The organism is Corynebacterium sp. HMSC035E02, assembly GCF_001836065.1.
Lineage (GTDB): Bacteria > Actinomycetota > Actinomycetes > Mycobacteriales > Mycobacteriaceae > Corynebacterium > Corynebacterium hiratae.
In genome coordinates this window covers 105,111-122,660 of sequence record NZ_KV827350.1, presented here as the reverse complement: position 1 = coordinate 122,660, position 17,550 = coordinate 105,111, and the positions used below count along the sequence as shown (strand labels likewise).

General features: G+C 61.5%; 19 protein-coding genes. 5 read left to right on the top strand and 14 right to left on the bottom strand.

All coding sequences use genetic code 11. The features are described 5' to 3' along the window. Window positions 1-12: 12 nt before the first annotated feature. The gene (locus tag HMPREF2635_RS08490; RefSeq protein WP_046647459.1) at window positions 13-675 is read right to left on the bottom strand and encodes an SOS response-associated peptidase; all 663 of its coding nucleotides are present in this window, start codon (window positions 673-675) and stop codon (window positions 13-15) included. Here HMPREF2635_RS08490 and aroA point away from each other — a divergent pair. Both aroA and rsgA read left to right on the top strand, forming a co-directional pair. Continuing rightward, the gene (gene aroA / locus HMPREF2635_RS08485) at window positions 674-1,978 is read left to right on the top strand and encodes a 3-phosphoshikimate 1-carboxyvinyltransferase (protein WP_070512178.1); all 1,305 of its coding nucleotides are present in this window, start codon (window positions 674-676) and stop codon (window positions 1,976-1,978) included. The two genes, HMPREF2635_RS08490 and aroA, sit on opposite strands and share 2 nt — an antisense overlap. Further along, complete coding sequence (rsgA, locus tag HMPREF2635_RS08480; RefSeq protein WP_070512182.1) at window positions 1,971-2,993, top strand: ribosome small subunit-dependent GTPase A; 1,023 nt, start codon at window positions 1,971-1,973, stop codon at window positions 2,991-2,993. The genes aroA and rsgA overlap by 8 nt, the downstream gene beginning before the upstream one ends. A gap of 49 nt (window positions 2,994-3,042) precedes the next feature. On the opposite strand, the gene HMPREF2635_RS08475 is transcribed toward rsgA, so the two are convergent. The 4 genes from HMPREF2635_RS08475 to HMPREF2635_RS08460 form a co-directional block, all read right to left on the bottom strand. Next, the gene (locus HMPREF2635_RS08475) at window positions 3,043-3,648 is read right to left on the bottom strand and encodes a hypothetical protein (protein WP_070512186.1); all 606 of its coding nucleotides are present in this window, start codon (window positions 3,646-3,648) and stop codon (window positions 3,043-3,045) included. A gap of 53 nt (window positions 3,649-3,701) precedes the next feature. Next, complete coding sequence (locus tag HMPREF2635_RS08470) at window positions 3,702-4,043, bottom strand: hypothetical protein (RefSeq protein WP_070512189.1); 342 nt, start codon at window positions 4,041-4,043, stop codon at window positions 3,702-3,704. 84 nt (window positions 4,044-4,127) lie between these two features. Further along, a complete protein-coding gene (locus tag HMPREF2635_RS08465) occupies window positions 4,128-4,634 on the bottom strand; it encodes a DUF6912 family protein (RefSeq protein WP_185963766.1) in 507 nt (168 codons plus the stop codon). A gap of 12 nt (window positions 4,635-4,646) precedes the next feature. Continuing rightward, a complete protein-coding gene (locus tag HMPREF2635_RS08460) occupies window positions 4,647-5,057 on the bottom strand; it encodes an HAD-IA family hydrolase (RefSeq protein WP_070512193.1) in 411 nt (136 codons plus the stop codon). Window positions 5,058-5,274: 217 nt separating this feature from the next. Between HMPREF2635_RS08460 and HMPREF2635_RS08455 the strand changes: the two genes are divergently transcribed. Next, window positions 5,275-5,712, top strand: a complete 438-nt coding sequence (locus tag HMPREF2635_RS08455) for a hypothetical protein (RefSeq protein ID WP_070512198.1) — start codon at window positions 5,275-5,277, stop codon at window positions 5,710-5,712. 42 nt (window positions 5,713-5,754) lie between these two features. Here HMPREF2635_RS08455 and HMPREF2635_RS08450 read toward each other — a convergent pair whose 3' ends face one another. Both HMPREF2635_RS08450 and secA read right to left on the bottom strand, forming a co-directional pair. Continuing rightward, window positions 5,755-6,114 (bottom strand): hypothetical protein, encoded by a 360-nt coding sequence (locus tag HMPREF2635_RS08450; RefSeq protein ID WP_070512202.1) that lies wholly within the window; start codon window positions 6,112-6,114, stop codon window positions 5,755-5,757. A gap of 161 nt (window positions 6,115-6,275) precedes the next feature. Beyond that, on the bottom strand, window positions 6,276-8,840 hold the full coding sequence (gene secA, locus HMPREF2635_RS08445; RefSeq protein ID WP_070512207.1) for a preprotein translocase subunit SecA: 2,565 nt from the start codon (window positions 8,838-8,840) through the stop codon (window positions 6,276-6,278). A gap of 306 nt (window positions 8,841-9,146) precedes the next feature. Between secA and HMPREF2635_RS08440 the strand changes: the two genes are divergently transcribed. Beyond that, window positions 9,147-9,458, top strand: a complete 312-nt coding sequence (locus HMPREF2635_RS08440) for a hypothetical protein (protein WP_141761697.1) — start codon at window positions 9,147-9,149, stop codon at window positions 9,456-9,458. 120 nt (window positions 9,459-9,578) lie between these two features. Here the strand turns inward: HMPREF2635_RS08440 and hpf are convergent, their stop codons facing one another. The 7 genes from hpf to HMPREF2635_RS08405 all read right to left on the bottom strand — a co-directional run bounded on the left by hpf (window position 9,579) and on the right by HMPREF2635_RS08405 (window position 16,225). Further along, window positions 9,579-10,217, bottom strand: coding sequence for a ribosome hibernation-promoting factor, HPF/YfiA family (gene hpf / locus HMPREF2635_RS08435; RefSeq protein WP_046647448.1), 639 nt, complete (start codon window positions 10,215-10,217; stop codon window positions 9,579-9,581). Window positions 10,218-10,389: 172 nt separating this feature from the next. Then, window positions 10,390-11,070, bottom strand: a complete 681-nt coding sequence (locus HMPREF2635_RS13695) for a ComF family protein (protein WP_070512214.1) — start codon at window positions 11,068-11,070, stop codon at window positions 10,390-10,392. 34 nt (window positions 11,071-11,104) lie between these two features. Beyond that, complete coding sequence (gene lpqB, locus HMPREF2635_RS08425; protein WP_246824869.1) at window positions 11,105-12,811, bottom strand: MtrAB system accessory lipoprotein LpqB; 1,707 nt, start codon at window positions 12,809-12,811, stop codon at window positions 11,105-11,107. Continuing rightward, entirely contained in the window at window positions 12,811-14,484 is a 1,674-nt protein-coding gene (gene mtrB, locus HMPREF2635_RS08420; RefSeq protein ID WP_304440002.1) for an MtrAB system histidine kinase MtrB, read from the bottom strand. The genes lpqB and mtrB overlap by 1 nt, the downstream gene beginning before the upstream one ends. Window positions 14,485-14,553: 69 nt before the next feature. Next, a complete protein-coding gene (gene mtrA, locus HMPREF2635_RS08415) occupies window positions 14,554-15,240 on the bottom strand; it encodes an MtrAB system response regulator MtrA (protein ID WP_046647444.1) in 687 nt (228 codons plus the stop codon). 1 nt (window position 15,241) lies between these two features. Further along, window positions 15,242-15,862, bottom strand: a complete 621-nt coding sequence (locus HMPREF2635_RS08410; protein WP_070512220.1) for a dTMP kinase — start codon at window positions 15,860-15,862, stop codon at window positions 15,242-15,244. A gap of 9 nt (window positions 15,863-15,871) precedes the next feature. Further along, window positions 15,872-16,225 (bottom strand): DUF4259 domain-containing protein, encoded by a 354-nt coding sequence (locus HMPREF2635_RS08405; protein ID WP_046647442.1) that lies wholly within the window; start codon window positions 16,223-16,225, stop codon window positions 15,872-15,874. Between the two features lie 330 nt (window positions 16,226-16,555). Between HMPREF2635_RS08405 and HMPREF2635_RS08400 the strand changes: the two genes are divergently transcribed. Further along, window positions 16,556-17,524 (top strand): DNA-directed RNA polymerase II, encoded by a 969-nt coding sequence (locus tag HMPREF2635_RS08400; protein WP_070821587.1) that lies wholly within the window; start codon window positions 16,556-16,558, stop codon window positions 17,522-17,524. The last annotated feature ends 26 nt before the right edge of the window (window positions 17,525-17,550 follow it).

Here is a 17,550-nt window from a genome sequence, read left to right as displayed (position 1 = left end):
AGAGCTCGCGTACTAGAACAGGGTGGCGGCCGGTGGTTCGTCGATAAGCTCTGCGTAGTCGTTGCGGACGTTACCCACCGCGGGGTCCGCCGGGTGTGCCTGGAAGCCGCGCACGGAGCTCGGCTCCAACAGAGCCTCCCCCGCCAGCCAAGGTGCGATCTCATCTGTAGTCAGAAACTTGGGTAGCCGGTGATGCAGCCACGCCATCTCCTCCGTGGCATCCGTGGTCACCATCGTGGCTGAGAGCCTCTCCATCCCCGTGGCCCACAAACCAGCCGCCCACAACAGGCCATCGGGTCCGGTCACATAGTAGGGCTGTTTCTTGGCCTTCTTATCTTCCCCGGCTTTCCACTCGTAGTAGCCATCCAGCGGGATGACGCAGCGCTGCGCCTTGAAGGCATCGCGAAAGGAAGGTTTCTGCGCCACAGTCTCCGCGCGGGCATTAAACAGGGGCGGGCCGTCGAGGTCTTTCTTCCAATGCGGAATAAGTCCCCAGCGCGCTGGCTCCACACGGGCGGTCTCCTCCGCAACCCGCACGATGGCGATGGGCTGGGTCGGAGCAATGTTATAGCGTGCTGGCGGCAGGCCTTCCGGCGCATGAACTTCCGTAATGGACTCCCACGCTCCGACTTCCTCCAGTAGGGACTCGGTGAACAGAACAAATCTTCCGCACATGCCCTTTATTATGGACTACATGTCTGCTTACTGGAGTGCTCCACAACCCACCGGCCCGCTGTCCTGGACTCAAGAAGTCCCCGGATCGAAGTCGATGACCAACCGCGCCCTCATCCTCGCCGCGCTGGCTGACTCCCCCTCTATCATCTACAACCCACTGATCTCCCGCGATACTGACCTGATGAAAGAAGCTCTGATGGCCATGGGCGTAGGTATCTCCGACTGGGGCCCGCACCTGCGTGTGACCCCGGGCCAGCTGCATGGGGCGACCGTCGATTGCGGCCTGGCCGGCACGATTATGCGCTTCTTGCCACCGGTAGCCGCGTTGGCGGATGGCCCCGTCATCATCGATGGCGACCCGTATGCGCGCAAGCGCCCCATGTCCACCATGACGAAGGCCCTGCGTGAGCTGGGCGTTGACGTCAAGGGCGATAGCCTGCCGCTGACCATCACGCCCCATGGTGTCCCAGAGGGCGCCGAGGTCACCATTGACGCTTCCGCTTCCTCACAGTTCGTCTCTGGCCTGCTCCTGGCCGGTGCGCGCTACCGCTACGGGCTCAGCGTGCGCCACGAAGGCGGCACCGTACCTTCCCAGCCCCACATCCTGTTGACCATCGGCATGCTGCGTGATGCCGGCGTGCATGTGGTCGCGGGCGAAGATAATTGGGTCGTGCGCCCTGGAAAGATTGAAGGCCGCGAGTGGTATATCGAGCCGGACCTCTCCAACGCCACTCCTTTCCTTGCCGCTGCTGCCACCTGTGGCGGAAGCGTGAGCATCCCGAACTGGCCGGAGGAAACGGACCAGCCAGGTGATGCTTTCCGCGGCATCCTGGAACAGATGGGAGCTCAGGTTGAGTACGTCCCGCAGGCACCTCGCCAGGATCCCTACCTGAAGGTCACCGGCCCAGAGGAGGGTCTAGCAGGTCTGCGTGGTATCGATCTCGACATGGGCGATATCGGTGAACTCACCCCGACCGTGGCTGCGCTGTGCGCGCTGGCCTCCACGCCTTCGACGTTGACCGGCATCGCGCACCTGCGCGGTCACGAGACGGACCGTCTGGCGGCCCTCGCTACCGAGATCAACGGCTTGGGAGGCAACGTCACCGAGCTTGACGACGGCCTCCGCATCACCCCTGCCCCACTCCACGGAGGGCAGTGGCACTCCTACGCCGACCACCGCATGGCCACCGCCGGTGCCATCATTGGCCTGGCAGTCGAAGGGGTCGAGGTCGAGGACATCGATACCACGTCCAAGACTCTGCCCGGCTTCGCCGGGATGTGGGAGGCCATGATCCGTGGCTAGGCGCGCAAGCAGCTATGACGAATCCGATGTCCGCATCCGGCCCGGCAAAGGCTCGCGCCCGCGCACAAAGGACCGCCCAAAGCACAAGGATGCCAAGTTTGGCATGGTCATCACCAAGGATCGCGGCCGTTGGGGAGTCGCTCTAGATAACGATGGCCCGGTCGTCACGGCCATGCGTGCCCGCGAGATGGGCCGCACACCCGTCGAAGTCGGTGATCGGGTCGGCGTCGTGGGCGATACCTCGGGTAAGAAAGACACCCTCGCGCGCATCGTGAAGCTCGAGGAACGCCGCTCCGTCCTCCGACGCACCGCGGATGACACGGATCCTTATGAGCGCATCGTGGTGGCGAATGCGGACCGCCTGCTCATCGTCAGCGCCGTGGCGGATCCCCCGCCGCGTTCCGGATTCGTGGAACGTGCACTCATCGCGGCCTTTGCCGGCAATATCCAGCCGGTCCTATGTCTAACGAAGACCGACCTCACCGACCCCACTCCGTTTGCCCAAGAGTTTGCGGACTTGGATGTCACGGTGGTGGAGGCCGGCGTCGACGATGGGCTGGAGCAGGTCTGTGCCGCAATTGATGGACATGTCACGGCCCTCATAGGCCACTCGGGCGTGGGAAAGTCCACCCTGGTGAACCGGCTTGTCCCGGACGCCAACCGAGAGACCGGCGAGGTTTCCGCCGTGGGCAAGGGCCGCCACACCTCGACGCAGTCGGTGGCATTGCGCCTGCCGGCGGAAGGAAGCACGCCGAATGGCGGGTGGATCATTGATACCCCCGGCATCCGCTCCTTTGGCTTAGCCCACATTGACGCGGAGAACGTCATCGAGGTCTTCGATGATCTGGCCGAAGCCATCGAGGACTGCCCGCGCGGCTGCACGCATGCTGGGCCGCCCGCGGACCCTGAGTGCGGCCTGGACTTAAACATCGAGGAAGGCACTGCTTCTGCGCGCCGTCGCGACGCAGTGCGGGGCCTTTTGGCCTCCCTGCGCACCAACGTCGATTGGGCTTAGGCCCCATTGGGGCCTAAGCGTCGGCTCTTTAGGCCTTAAGCCCTAAGGCTTAGGCCGGAAGCATGGCCGCCAGCTGCGGCGGCAGGACGGTCTTCAGGAAGGGGCTGGCAGCGCGGAGAGCCATAAAGAACACCGTCAGGGCGCCGGATACACCGAGGATGATGGCGCCACCCTTGTCGATGTTGGAGGAGGTGTTATCACCGCTCGGTGCCTTCTTGTTGAACTCTTCCTTCTTGGCACACGCATCGAGAGCCTTGACGTACTCCGGCGCGATGTCGCGGAAAGTCTCGGCTACCTTGATGTTGTTCTTAGCGCGCTTGACGGCGTCCTCGTCACCGAGCTCGACCTCTGCCTCATAGCCAGCCAGAGCACGGTAGAGCTCGTCCGATTGGTTCTCTACGTCGCGAGCACGCTTCTCCGCGTCCTTGGGCGAAATCTTAAGGCCATCCTTCAGCAGGCTGCTGTCGACGTCGTTGTCCTTGGACTCCGCGTTCTTGAGGTCGCTGGCTTCGTCCTCGCTCAACGTGATGGTGCACTTGTCATTCTTGATGGAGGTGGTCACCGCACCCGCAGTGGGGGCAGCGATTCCGCCAGCAACAAGTGCGACGGACAAGGTGGAGGTAGCAACTACGCGGCGAAGACGAGAGGAAGTCATGCTGAGGGGACCTTTCGATCGAGCTGAGTTTTACTCCAGCAGACTATCAGCATTTAGCCCAACTTGGGCAGGTAATCACCGAACTCCTTGTACACAGCGAAGCCGATGCTGATAATTCCGAAGAGAATGGCGACGATAACCCCCATCGGTCCTTGCGAGGAGCCCTCAACGATGCGCAGCCACGGAGTCTTAGGCATCACGGCCATGTTGGGGTCCGGATTGTTGGGGTCAGGTTCGCTGGGAGCCGCTTCCTGAGCAGAGCTCCCCTGCGCGGTCTGATTTGTCTGCGCTGCCGGCGCTACTGCTTCCTCTGCCCCGGCAATTGGTGCTGAAACGAGGGTTGTGACGCTCAGGGCTGCAGCGGTGATAAGGCTAGCAAGGCGAGTTGCCTTCATGATGGTGCTCCTTTTCTCAAGCAATGCCAATAAGGGCTTAGAGTAGCACCACCACTCGCGTTAGGGCTGTTAACGCTGGTGATCCTAGAGCAGTTCTACGAGGATGGGCAGCTCAGTGGGATCATAGAAGGCCATGAAGTTATCCAGGGCATCACCGACGGCAAGCTCGGCGTCTTCGTCGCCGAGGTCAGCATTGTCGATGGCGGCGATAGCCTTGGCGGTGGCAGCCTCGGATTCCTCGATGTCCACGTGGATGGCTTGCAGGTTGTCCTTCGTGATGGTGGCCGGGTTGAGCGCCACGACTGGTTCACCCATGTCCGGCTTCGGGGTCACTACTGAATCATCAACATCGACGGAGATCACCACTCGGCGGTGCGGGAACTTCTCCTCATCGCCGATGGCCAAGAGCCGCAGGGAGGCCATGGAAGCTTCGAGGAAGGCAGAGTATTCGATCTCTTCTTCGTCGCCCTCAGTGTAGAACTCGCGCAGCGCCGGGGTTACTGTAAATCCCCAACCACTGCGGGCAGCAAGCTGGCCGGTTTCTTCCAGCTCTGTCAGCATGGCAAAAGTAGCTGGCAGGAAGACGCGCACATCCTTCGACACTTAGAACTCACCTTCAATGTCGAAGACTGCCTGGACTTCCACGCTGGTGCGGTCAAAGACCGTGTAGAGCATGCCCACCATGCCATTTTCCACCGCGGCGCGGACGTTGACGATGGAATCATCTACCATGACGCAGTCATTAATCGGCAGGTCGATAGCGTCCGCTGCAGCCTGGAAGGCAGCACAATCCGGCTTTTCCGCACCGACCTCACCGGAAAGCACGACGGCATCAACGATGCCCCGGTATTCCCACTCGCGAATATGCTCCGCGCCTGGGCCGCCCGGATCGTTAGAGAGAATAGCGGTGGCGACTCCGTTAGATTTCGCGGCGGCGAACAGCTCCCGCCAGCGCTTGACGTCTTCTTCGGTGCCGTCAAGCACGCCTACAAAATCGACGATGAGTCCACGCATATTATCTACCCTTCGCATTGAGCTGTGTTTATCGTCCGAAAGTATAGCGAACATACCGCTCGCCTGCTCCCAAAGGCCAAGGCGCAGCGCCTTCTAGCCGCGGATGGCTCCAGCATGGCACAATGAACGTGCGTCCAGCTTCCTTCCCTCCGCTCGCCTTCGCCTGCCTGAGCGCCTTTCTCCGCGCTGCTTATCGCGGATAAGGACCGGTTTCCGCATGTATACCCCCATCCCCGGCATGAGCCATCTGCAGCTCTATGTTGCTCCACAGCGTATCCGCTATGAGCGCGAGCCTACCGCTGGTGACCTCGCCACGCGTGACGAGATCCACGGGCTCGTCGTCATTGTTTTAGAAGTTGCCGCCGCTTTGCGGCCAATGAGCCATCTCAACAACCCGCGCTTTGCCCCAGAAATCATCACCCATGTACGCGCGTGGCGGAAGGCCCATGCAGCGGCAGAGCTCCGCGGGGGCATGGCGCTCACCAGCTTGCATGCGCGCGCAAACGGCGAGTTCTTCGGTTCAGTGCTGATAGGTTCGCACCAGCGTGCTTTCACCGGCTCCGCAGCCGGGCGGCACATACGTTCCTTCCGGTTACTCTCAGTCGGCCCCAGCCCCAGTATCGCTGGAGGCGACCGGCAGGCTACGGGAGGCTAAACAAGAAGCCAAGGGACAACCTTGGCTGGAAACTGCGGGAGATTAAAAAAGCGAACCGAGCTTGATCAAGATGGGCGTCCAATCGATGCCGGCGAACGCCGCGGACGCACTCACCAGAGCCAAGCTGATACCGCCAAACATGGTGGCTCCGACCACAGGCAGGTTCTTTGCAGCTTCCTCGGAGGTTTCCGGAGCAGACGCAGCGCCGCACTGAGTGGCCACGGTGTCCTGGGAGCTGAGCACGGCGTCCTTGGAGGACTCATCGTCCTGCGAGCTCAAGACGGAAGAGAGCTGGCACTGCTCCTCGGGAGCAAGCTCGATAGCTGACGCAGCTGCGCCGCCGCCCAACAGGGTGGCAGATGCGAACACGGAGAGACCTACTCGCAGAGACAAGCGGCGCATACTAACTCAACCTTCCGAAGCAGAACAATTAATAATTTGACAGTATATACCTAACTGCTTCCAATAAAAAGGCGCCGTGGGGAGTTCTTCCCACACGGCGCCTCATCACTTTCCGCGCTTTCTAGCGCCAGCGCGTCAACGCAGTTTCAAGCCGCGTCAGATTAAGCTTCCGCTTCCGCGTTTGCTTCACCCGCTGCACTCGCCTCTTCCTGGGCCTTGAACTGCTTGCGTAACATGAACAGCTGGCGGACGGTTTCTTCCTTCACTGCGTCGTTCATGGCGTTAAACATGTCGCCGCCCTCCTTCTGGTATTCCACCAGGGGATCGCGCTGCGCCATAGCACGCAGGCCAATACCTTCCTTGAGGTAATCCATTTCATAAAGGTGCTCGCGCCACTTCTGGTCGATGATCGGCAGAATGATCATGCGTTCGGTATTGCGCATCTGGTTCTCACCGCCGATGGCAGTCACAGCATCTTCGAGCTTGTCGTACTCGGAGTTGGCATCAGCCAGGAGGGCATCCCGCAGCTGCTCCGCAGATAGTTCGCCGGCGGCGCCGTATTCGGTGCCGTCAACGAGCTCCTCATGCGTCATGGTCGGCCCGTACAGGGACTCCAGCGCATTCCACAGCTCATCGAGATTCCAGTCCTCCACGTAACCGGTAGCAGTAGCCCCTGCCACGTAGGCGGACACGGTGTCGTTGATCATCGTCCGGATGTTGTCCTTGATGTCGTTGGCCTCAAGGATGTCGTGGCGGGTGGCGTACACCACCTTGCGCTGCTCGTTAAGAACCTCGTCGTACTTGAGCACGTTCTTACGCATCTCGAAGTTCTGGTTCTCCACCTGTGCCTGCGCACCCTTGATAGAGTTCGACACCATCTTGGCCTCAATCGGCACGTCATCCGGCACGTTGAGGCGGTTCATCATGTTCTCCATGGACTGGCCCACGAAGCGCACCATGAGCTCATCGCGCATGGACAGGTAGAAGCGGGTCTCTCCCGGGTCACCCTGACGTCCGGAACGGCCACGCAGCTGGTTATCAATACGGCGCGACTCGTGGCGCTCGGTGCCCAGCACGTACAGGCCGCCGGCCTCACGGACCTCATCGCCCATCTTCTTGGAGCGTTCCCTCTCCTGCTCGATCTCAGCGTCCCAGGCTTCCTGGTACTTCTCCTCGTCCTCGAAGGGATCGAGGCCGCGGTCCCGCAGCTTCTCATCCAGGATGACCTCGGGGTTGCCTCCGAGCACGATATCGGTACCACGGCCGGCCATGTTGGTGGCCACGGTGACGGTGCCAGGGCGGCCAGCACGGGCGACGATCTGGCCCTCTTCCTCGTGGTGCTTGGCGTTGAGCACCGAGTGCTTGACGCCGCGCTTGCTCAGCAGCTGCGAGAGGTACTCGGAGCGTTCCACGGAGGTGGTACCAACGAGCACCGGCTGACCGGCAGCCACGTGCTCCTCGATGTCATCGACCACCGCAGCGAACTTCGCTTCCTGGGTCTTGTAGATGCGGTCGGAGTGGTCGGTACGCTGGTTCGGCTTGTTGGTCGGAATTGGCACCACGTCGAGACCGTAAATGGAGTGCAGCTCGGCCGCCTCAGTTTCTGCGGTACCGGTCATGCCGGAAATCTTATCGTAAAGGCGGAAGTAGTTCTGGAGGGTAACGGTCGCCAGCGTCTGGTTCTCGTTCTTGATCTCCACCTCTTCCTTCGCCTCAATGGCCTGGTGCATACCCTCGTTGTAACGGCGACCAGCCAGCACGCGGCCGGTGAATCCATCCACGATGAGGACCTCGCCGTTGCGCACGATGTAGTCCTTATCGCGGGTGAAGAGCTCCTTCGCCTTCAGCGCGTTATTGAGGTAGGACACCAGCTGGGAGTGCTCAGGTGCGTAGAGGTTTTCAATGCCCAACTGGTCTTCGACGAATTCCACGCCGTCCTCAAGCACACCAATGGTGCGCTTCTTGTGGTCCACCTCGTAGTGGATGCCCTCGCGCATCTTCGGGGCCAGCTTGGAAAAGACTCCGTAGAATTGAGAGGACCCATCGACCGGGCCGGAAATGATGAGCGGGGTACGCGCCTCATCGATCAGAATGGAGTCAACCTCATCCACGATGCAGTAGTTGTGGCCGCGCTGGACAGTTTCATCGAGTGAGCGGACCATGTTGTCGCGCAGGTAGTCAAAGCCCAGCTCGTTGTTCGTGCCATACGTAACGTCGCAGGCATAGGCTTCCTTGCGCTCTGCAGGGCGCATCTCGGAGAGGATGACACCGACGGACAGTCCCAGCCAGCGGTGAACACGGCCCATCATCTCGGCGTCACGCTTAGCCAGGTAGTCGTTGACGGTCACGATGTGGACGCCTTTGCCTTCGAGGGCGTTGAGGTAGGCCGGCAGCAGTGAGGTCAGGGTCTTACCCTCACCAGTGCGCATCTCGGCAACGTTGCCAAAGTGCAGGGCAGCACCGCCCATGATCTGCACCTTGTAGTGCTTCTGGTCGAGCACGCGCCAGGCGGCTTCACGCACGGTGGCGAATGCTTCGAGAAGCATGTCATTCATCTTTTCGCCATCCGCCAGACGCTTCTTAAACTCGTCTGTCTTAGCCTTAAGCTCGTCGTCCGACAGCGCCGCGAATTTATCTTCTAGGGCAATAACATCATCAGCAATTTTAGCCAGGCGCTTGACGGTGCGTCCCTCACCGGCACGGAGCAGCTTGGAAAGTCCAAACACGTCTAGATAGTCCTTCTGGTCGCGACAATAAAGTTAACTCGTCGCCATTGTACTCACTAGCTTTTCCGTATCGATTCGCCACCCAACCCAAAACGCAAAATCCGATACTTAACCCGCGCCCACTCGTGCGCCCATCCTGTGTTTTCTCAGAACCACAGAGCGCGGCGCCGCAACGAACTCCTAACAACCAACTGCTAACAGTTGCGCACCTCACAACGAAGGTTTAGATAAGGGCACAACAAGAGCGCCCACGTCCCCAACACGCAGTCCCCTACTCACCCGGACGCAGAACGAGACAGAACAGGAATGACTATGCAGTTCTCCAAGATTGCCGTAGCTACCGCTACCTCCGCAGCTTTAGCTTTGAGCACCATAACCGCCCCCGCCGCCGTGGCTGATGATTCTGAAGCACCGCGCGGTGGTAGCGCCATGTGGACCTATGACGCGATCATGACCGGAACCATGGATGCCATCGCCACTTCCCACCGCCCAGGGTCGCATCCCACCGAAGACTTCGGACTGGATCTGATTCTGTTCGCCCCAGTGGCCTTGCTCATGCTGCCACTGCAAAAGCTAGCTGAGGCCGAAGTGCACCTGTCCAGCCAATTCGGAATATAGCTGCGTCGCGATAAACGAAAACACGTTTCCCCGCGCTGCATGTTCAGCGCGGGGAAACGTGTTGTAGCCGGGATAGTTTTCCCGAAGGGCTTAATACTTAGCCCTTAGGACGCTTAGCCCTTAAGCGTCCGTCAGGGAGATAAGGCCGTAGTCGAAGGCGTGGCGGCGGTAGACCACGGACGGCTTGTTGTTCTCCTCGTTGATGAAGAGGTAGAAGTCGTGGCCGACCAGCTCCATCTCGCTGAGTGCATCATCCACGGACATCGGGGTAGCCGGGTGCTCCTTGAAGCGCACAACCTGGCCCGGGCGAACGTCCTCGACCGTCTCTGCGTACGGATCGATGTAGCGTTCTTCCTTACCCGGCTTAGCCGCTTCAGCCTCGGCGACCAGCTCGGCAGCAATCTGACCGGTACCCTTCTGAGCGCGGTGGCCGGACTTCACGTTCTCGCGGCGCACCTTTACCTTGCGCAGGGAGCGCTCCATCTTGCCCAGAGCGGTCTCGAGTGCCGCGTAGAACGAATCTTCCTTAGCCTCAGCGCGGGCGATGTGCCCCTTGCCGGTAGCGGTAATCTGCAGGCGCTCTGCCTCAGACTCGCGGCGCGGGTTCGGCTCGTGCTGCAGCTCCACGTGGAAGAAGGTCAGGGTCGGATCGAGGCGCTCGATCTTGGCTAGCTTTTCAGTGACACGTTCCTGGAAGTGCTCCGGAACCTCCACGTTACGACCGGTGATGGTGACCTGAGCGTTGGTCTGCTGGGACATGTAATGCCTCCCTTTACTCGTGGGGACTGAATGACTGCACATTCTGCGGACCTCATTCAAGCCTGTGATTCGGGGCTTAGTGTCCGCTTCCCTGTGACACCCCTCATGCTACCACTGGTCATAACCAACGGGTTTACTGGCCCCCTCTACAGACGCTTGATGTCGCTCCACCCTACGCGTCTGCCAGGGCAATCGCCCCCGCCACGTCACCCCCGACGGCCCACACGCGAGCTGCGCTGGCGCGGAGTGTCGCGCCGGTCGTGATGACGTCGTCGACAAGCAGCACGCTGCGCCCCGCCAACGTACGGGCGGCCGGCAGCAACCGCACGGCACTGCGCATATTGTCTGTGCGCTCCGCTGCGTTGAGCTGCGACTGATCCGCACTGCCTTCGGCCGTCATCAAGGCATTAACCACGTCCCAACCAGGAAGCCGAGCAGTCGCCGCCTGGCACAGCGCGGTCACCGGATCACCACCACGCTTGCGGGCCGACGACGCCCGTGTCGGGGCGGGCACCAACAGCGCGGTCTCCGGAATGTCGCCGCGGGCGCGCAGGTAGTCGATGCCAGCGGCAAGCACCGCGCCTAAGTGCGCGCGCACCGCCTGGTGCCCGCGTTCCTTCATCGCGATGATGACCCCGCGGCGAGTATCGGAATACGGTCCGAGCGCCCACGCCGGAAACCCTAATGGCTGCGGACGTTCCACGCGGCGCGGAATCTGGCGCAGGTGGTGCTGGCAAGCAGCGCACAGCACGCCACCCGCAGAGGTCTCACCCCCGCACCCGGCGCACGGGCGCGGCAGGAACAGCTCCATGAGCGCGGCGGTGGCCTCACCTATCCCCCGATGTTTCGGCATGCACCCAACTCTAGCCTGACTCCTGAGCTGTCCTCTAGCGCGCGATAATCGGAGAGGAACGCACTCCCTGCAGGCCCTCCACCTCGCGCCAATAAGAACGCTCGGATCCGCCCGTGGGCAGCTGCAGAAGTGCATGCGCATCGGTGACGTAGAGCGTCGACGGCGAAGAGGCCACCGCGACCACGGGTGCGGTGATATTTCCGGTGGGCAGTGTGGTGGCCGAAGATCCGTCTTGCTCGATGCGCCACACCGGAGAGCTCGACGCCGAGGTACCCACGAGCAGGGAGCCGTCTGTCTGCCACTCCACCGACAAAGCAGAGCCGGCCAGCTCTGGGCCCACCTGGTGAACGTTGACGATGCGCCGCTCACCCGACGTCGCGCGGGCAACCACACCGGTATAAATGCTGCCATCGATAATCATGGCGATACGCGCTCCCGTCAGGGACAGCCGGATGACGGAGATTTCGCCTTCCACGTTCTCTAATGCGGAGGTGTCCACCTCCGCGGTGCTCAGCTCGCCGGTGGCCGGCGAGCGTGTCACGCGGACCACGTGCTTGCCGTCGACGACGGTCCACGCCACCTGTCCTCCCACCTCGAAGGTGGGGCGGGCTAAAGTTTCACCCTTGACCGAATCCTTGAGCTCGTGGCCGAGCTCGCCCATCGCCAGCTGTGACTCCTTCTCAGAGCGCTTGCGTACCGCGGCGACCATGCCCTCATCGGAGACGTCCGCGGACTGGATATCGTGAATCTGCCCGGCCATTCCCTGCACCTCGGTGCTGCCTTCACCTTTAACCTCGAGGAGTGAGCCGTCATTGACCGCGTAGAGCTTAGGCACGGACTGGGCAGCCACCTCTGGGTTGAACTCAGCAAAGTCATCGATGGTCATTTCCTCCATGCCGTCGACAAGCGGGCTGCCATCGATGGTGGCGCGCACTGATTTCGTGATCTCTGCGTTGTTGAGGGTCCAGACCAACTGGGCGGCGAACTTGAGGCGCTCCTCCTGGGTCATTCCTGCCATCCCGCTGAACTCGTAGACGCCATCGTTGATTCCCAAGAAGGTAGCGTCCTTGGGGCTTAAGGTGGACGTCGCCGGCGCGATATCGGAGGACGGCCCCTGCAGCAGCAGGGTCACTAGCTCCGAGGCGATTGACTCCTTCCCCGAATAGAGCCAACGACGGTCCGCCACCAGCAGGCGTTGGGTTGTATCGAAAAAGTACAGCGACTGCGGCCGGTAGCGGTTGCGCAGTTCGGTGCGCTCAATCACAGCACCAGTGGGCAAATCCGTGATGCGCCATTGCCCATTGAACTGGCGCAGTCGGACGGTTGCTTCGATGCGCGAATTATCGGGGACATAAGCCCCGCCATTGGCCAAACGGCCAATAATATTGCCGCGGACCGAGTATTCCAGGTCGCCGTCTTCCATATTGGACGTCACGAGATCGATGGAATCCACCACCAGAACGGTATCCGTGGGGTCCCAGGAATTAGCTATATTCGTCGAAAGGAAGGTGCGGGCGGCGGCGTAGTTACCGGTGGGAATCGCCACCGCCGAATAGAAGTCACGCACGAGGAGATCAGGCTCGCTATCTGTACGCGGTTCGACGACAGCATCGTCTGCCCGGTCATGCGGTTCGAAAGTCCCGATCACTTGCGGATCCGTGTTGTTCGGCAAGGTCGAGCACCCGACGAGGGCTATGAGCGCAACGCAGCTGAAAACTGCGAGTGGGCGGCGGGCCGGCATCATCGCTGGGCCTCCTCCTCGAAATCAGGAACGGTGTTGTGATTGAAAGGCGTGTCCACGCCACGGGATTCGCGCTCTGAAGGCCACACGATTCCTGTGTCCGAATCACCTTTCAACACGGGCATGTCCGGCTCCGAGGTCAACTCGAGCGCGGATTGTTCTTCTGCCTCGACCTGCCCCGGTGCACCTGGGACCTCCAAAGCGATGGGCTCGGACTCTACCTTCTGGTCTGGTGTGCGGGGCAGGATAAGGCGGAAGCGCGAGCCCACGCCAAAGTAGCCAATAGCGTCCAACGTACCGCCGTGCAGCACCGCATCCTCGCGGGCGATGGCAAGGCCCAGACCGGTTCCGCCAGAATGGCGTTTACGGGAAGAGTCCGCACGCCAGAATCGGTTGAACACCAACTCCTCCTGGCCCTCCTTGAGGCCAACACCGGAGTCGGTGACTGCGATACCGACGGCGTCCTCCGTCGCCCCGATATCCACGGTGACGGGGTTTCCCTCAGAATGGTCGATGGCATTCGCGAGCAGGTTGCGCAGGATGCGCTCGACACGCCGTGAATCGCATTCGACGGCCACGGGTTCCTCCGGAATATGAACGATGACGTCCACGTCGAGCTCGGCGGCGAGGTGTTCTACCTGACTCAACGCGGAGTCTACGCAGGAGCGAATATCGATGGAGGCCGTGGACAGATCCGCCACGCCCGCATCGTGGCGAGAGATCTCCAGCAGATCCGCCAGCAAGTCCTCGAAGCGATCCAGCTCCTTGATAAGCAGCTCCGCCGAGCGCTTGGTATAAGGGTTGAACTCATCCGCGTCCTCCGCGATGACATCCGCCGCCATGCGCACCGTGGTTAGCGGCGTGCGCAACTCGTGCGACACGTCGGAGGTGAACTGCCGTTGGAGATCGCCATACTCTTCCAGCTGGGCGATTTGCTTGGAGAGCTTATCCGCCATGTCGTTGAAGGAGGAGGCAAGGCGGCCCATCTCATCATCCGAGTTGACCACCATGCGCTCACGCAGGTGACCGGCGGCAAAGCGCTGCGCGATACGCGAGGCAGAGCGAATCGGCACGATCACCTGCTGGGTAGCCAGCCACGCGATGCCCACGAGGAGAACCACGACGACCACTCCAGCAGCGGAGAGCAAACCACGCATGAGCGCCATCGTGGATTCCTCAGATTCCATGGACAACACGAGGTAGACCTGGGTATTCGGGATGTCGCTTTCAATGGGCGTGCCCACCATCAGTGCGTTGTAGGTAGCCCCCGATTGCTGGTCCACCGTGGCGTACTGCTGCACGACTTGGCCCTGACCGACGAGCTCCCGCATGCCATCGGGGATGCGGTAACCCTCCGGTGAGGTGGTGGCTGTGCCGTCGGAGTTCTCCACAAGGATGACCGGCTCGTACACGGCCTGGGCATCGGGTTGCTGTGCCGACATCTGCCCCAGTGCAGCGCGTGCGGAGTTGATGCGTACCTGCGTTGAGTTAGCCGTTCCTGTCGCGTCAATCTGTTGCTCCACGGCTACGCGGGCGCGGTCGAGCTCTTGCAGCGCGGTGTCCTCTTTCTGGCTCACCAGCTGCTGCGTGAGCACCGACACCAGGGCGTAGGCCAGGATGATCATGACCACCGTGGAGGCCACCAGCATCATGCCCAGCACGCGTGTCTGCAGGGACGTACGCCAGCGCTCGACGATGCCATCCCGGGCTCGCGCTAACCAACCAAAAATAGCGGCAGTCCTTTACTCGGCGGTTTTTCCAGTCTTGTACCCCACACCGCGCACGGTGAGGACGATGTGTGGATCCTCCGGATCGTGCTCAATCTTGGCGCGCAAGCGCTGAACGTGCACGTTGACGAGGCGAGTATCCGAGGCATGGCGGTAACCCCAAACGGATTCGAGCAACGCCTCACGGGTGTGGACCTGCCCGGGCTTGCGGGCCATTTCCAAAAGGAGGTCGAACTCCAGCGGGGTCAACGAGATTTCCTCGCCGCCCTTGCGGGTGACGGTGTGCTCAGGAACGTCGATCAGCAGGTCCCCTACCTCGATGATCTCTCCGGAGCCCCCGTCGATCCGACGCAGGCGCGCACGGATGCGGGCGATGAGTTCCTTGGGCTTGAAGGGCTTGGTGATGTAGTCATCCGCCCCCGATTCGAGGCCGAGAACCACATCAACGGTGTCCGTCTTCGCGGTGAGCATGACGATGGGCACAGAAGACTCGGTGCGGATGGCACGGCAAATATCGACGCCGTTCATGCCCGGAAGCATGAGATCCAACAGGATCAGATCTGGGTCGTGCTCGCGGAAGGCCGGGATGGCCTCGTTACCATCGTTGACGGCAATAGGTTCCAGCCCCTCTGCCTCGAGCACGATGGTGAGCATTTCGGCGATTGCCGGGTCATCATCCACGACCAAGATTTTCGGTGCCACGTTATTGTTCTCCTACAAGCTCCTTGACAGCTTGGATAATCATATCGGCATCCGCGGTGGCGATCCACTGCCCAGCCCACTGCTGCTGCGCTAGACGACGGTAAGCAGCGGCCGTGCGGGCCTGCAGCCCCGCATCCCGCTCATAGCGATCGCGATGGCGCCCCTCATCCTCCGCCGCCCGGGCTACGGCGCGCTGGCCGGCGACTTCGACGTCAGTGTCCAAGAAGATCTGCAACTGTGGAACGGGAAGGCCAAAACGCTCGAATTCGAGCTCGTAGACCCAGTCAACGATGAGCTCCCCGCCCACCCTTGCGGCGGAGTAGGCCGCGTTCGACGCCACGTAGCGATCCAGGATGAGCAAGGAGTCTGCGGATTCGGCGGCAGCGAGCAGCTGTTCCTTAGCACCCCACCGATCTAGGGCAAAGAGCGTGGCCATCCCGTAGGCCGAATCGGTGAGATCTCCCATGCGCCCGTAGAGCGCTTCCTGCGCGAGCTGCGCGTGCACGGAGTCTTCGTAGCGCGGGAAGCTTAAGACCGAGACCTCGCAGTCGAGCTCTTCCCGCAGACGCTGGGTGATGGTGTTCTTTCCCGCACCATCGATTCCTTCAATACTGATCAGCATGCTGGCGTACTAGGAAAGCGCCTCGATGAAGGGCTCGAGGTCGTAGTCCTCCTCGACGCCTTCGAGCAGCTCGAGGGCGTGCTCGTTGAGGTTCTCGCTCCCGGAACCGGCCAGATCACGAATGAATGGGTAGTCCTCAACCACCTCCCCGGCGCTGAACGGGGCGCCCGCCCAAATCGCGGCGATCGTGGCCGCCGCCAGCGCGTTGCGTTGCTCGTCCTCGGTCTGATCCTCACCGGAGACCGCCAGGGCGCAGGCATCATCGACCGCGGCAACGATCTCTTCGTCCTCAAGGTCTGCCAGTTCATCCAAGAAGTCGACGTTGACTTCGTCGGCGAAGATGTCCTCATCCCATGAGCTCATTGTTTCTCCTTCATCTTTACGCGAATAGGGGTTTATGTTGGGGTCTATTTTCTTGTGTCCACGGTGGGTCAGTGTGGCGTCGTGGGGCGCGCCCACCGCCAAGCCGCTATCTAATCCAATTTCTACCATTCTTTAGGCGCCCTTATGCAAGGCTTCGGCCAATGAGCCCGTTTTATTACAGCTGCGCCACAGTTCCCTGTAATACCGACCTGCCTGCATTGTGGAAAGAGGTATGAACAGGGGTTATTGCCCAGGCCATTTACTATCCCTATATTCGTGCTATCGTTGTTACCGACTTGTGACCTTTGTGCAGTTAGGAGAGCGCCCCGCATGACGAGCAGTCCACGCCGCATCCTCGCCTTCGTGGCGGCCGGCCTCCTGTGTGCCGTCGCCGTGGGCGTCGCGGTGTGGCGCATGAGCGCACCCGAATCCGTCGTGGCTAAGCCCTCGGCCGCCACCGCGGTGTCCAGCACAGCCACCACGTCCTCATCAGCGACGCACTCCTACACCACCACGGCTTCTCCGACGACCACCCAGTCGAAGGACTCGCACACGCCGGTTGCTGCGCCGGCAGAGGATCCGTACTTAGCGCCGAACGCCGTTGTCAACAACACGGAGCCCGCTGGCCCCACGGCCGTCTACCGCCCGGATAACGTCTCCTCGCTGCAGAACCAGCAACCGCAGGCGACACAGAACGCACAGAACCCGCAGAACCCGCCGGCACCGGTTGCTACCACCCCAGCGACGGCTCCCTCGACTGACCCGTCCACGGCCTCCGAATCCGTGGCACCTGGCTCTACCCCGCAGCACACCGAGCCAACGCCGCCGCCGGCCACCCTGGAGCCGCAGACTGCCGCACCGCAGGATTCGGGCCCACAGGAATCCCGCGGGGAACGCGAGCACAACCCCCAGTTGACCGAGCAGCAACCCACCGAGGCCCCTATATCCCCGCAGGGCGAGGACTCCCCTAAGGCTTCTGATTCCTTCATCCCGCAGCCGGCCGGGCTCGCCCAAGAAGCCCCGAAGCCTGAGGCCGAGCCTGACTCCGTTACGGAACACCGTGAGCCGACCGAAGCCGAGCAAAAGCAGTGGGACGAGTCTGCTCAGCACGGCAACGAGGCGCTAGAGGAGCTGGCGCGCGAGTCCGAGGCGCACCGAACCAATGCGGCCCCCACCCCGGCAGCCCCAACGGATGACGTCCCCGCCGCAGAGGAACCGTCCGCAGAAACCCCCACCGCCGTTAAGCCGGGCGAGAAACCCATGGAACCCGCCGCCGAACCGGCAGCGGTGCATCCTTAAAGGTGCACCTCTAAAGGTGCACCTTA

Coding starts and splice junctions, on each gene's coding strand:
- aroA (WP_070512178.1), top strand. CDS start 674: ATGCCCTTTATTATGGACTACATGTCTGCTTACTGGAGTGCTCCACAA.
- HMPREF2635_RS08490 (WP_046647459.1), bottom strand. CDS start 675: ATGTGCGGAAGATTTGTTCTGTTCACCGAGTCCCTACTGGAGGAAGTC.
- HMPREF2635_RS08475 (WP_070512186.1), bottom strand. CDS start 3,648: ATGACTTCCTCTCGTCTTCGCCGCGTAGTTGCTACCTCCACCTTGTCC.
- HMPREF2635_RS08470 (WP_070512189.1), bottom strand. CDS start 4,043: ATGAAGGCAACTCGCCTTGCTAGCCTTATCACCGCTGCAGCCCTGAGC.
- HMPREF2635_RS08460 (WP_070512193.1), bottom strand. CDS start 5,057: ATGCGTGGACTCATCGTCGATTTTGTAGGCGTGCTTGACGGCACCGAA.
- HMPREF2635_RS08455 (WP_070512198.1), top strand. CDS start 5,275: ATGTATACCCCCATCCCCGGCATGAGCCATCTGCAGCTCTATGTTGCT.
- HMPREF2635_RS08450 (WP_070512202.1), bottom strand. CDS start 6,114: ATGCGCCGCTTGTCTCTGCGAGTAGGTCTCTCCGTGTTCGCATCTGCC.
- HMPREF2635_RS08440 (WP_141761697.1), top strand. CDS start 9,147: ATGACTATGCAGTTCTCCAAGATTGCCGTAGCTACCGCTACCTCCGCA.
- hpf (WP_046647448.1), bottom strand. CDS start 10,217: ATGTCCCAGCAGACCAACGCTCAGGTCACCATCACCGGTCGTAACGTG.
- HMPREF2635_RS13695 (WP_070512214.1), bottom strand. CDS start 11,070: ATGCCGAAACATCGGGGGATAGGTGAGGCCACCGCCGCGCTCATGGAG.
- lpqB (WP_246824869.1), bottom strand. CDS start 12,811: ATGCCGGCCCGCCGCCCACTCGCAGTTTTCAGCTGCGTTGCGCTCATA.
- HMPREF2635_RS08410 (WP_070512220.1), bottom strand. CDS start 15,862: ATGCTGATCAGTATTGAAGGAATCGATGGTGCGGGAAAGAACACCATC.
- HMPREF2635_RS08405 (WP_046647442.1), bottom strand. CDS start 16,225: ATGAGCTCATGGGATGAGGACATCTTCGCCGACGAAGTCAACGTCGAC.
- HMPREF2635_RS08400 (WP_070821587.1), top strand. CDS start 16,556: ATGACGAGCAGTCCACGCCGCATCCTCGCCTTCGTGGCGGCCGGCCTC.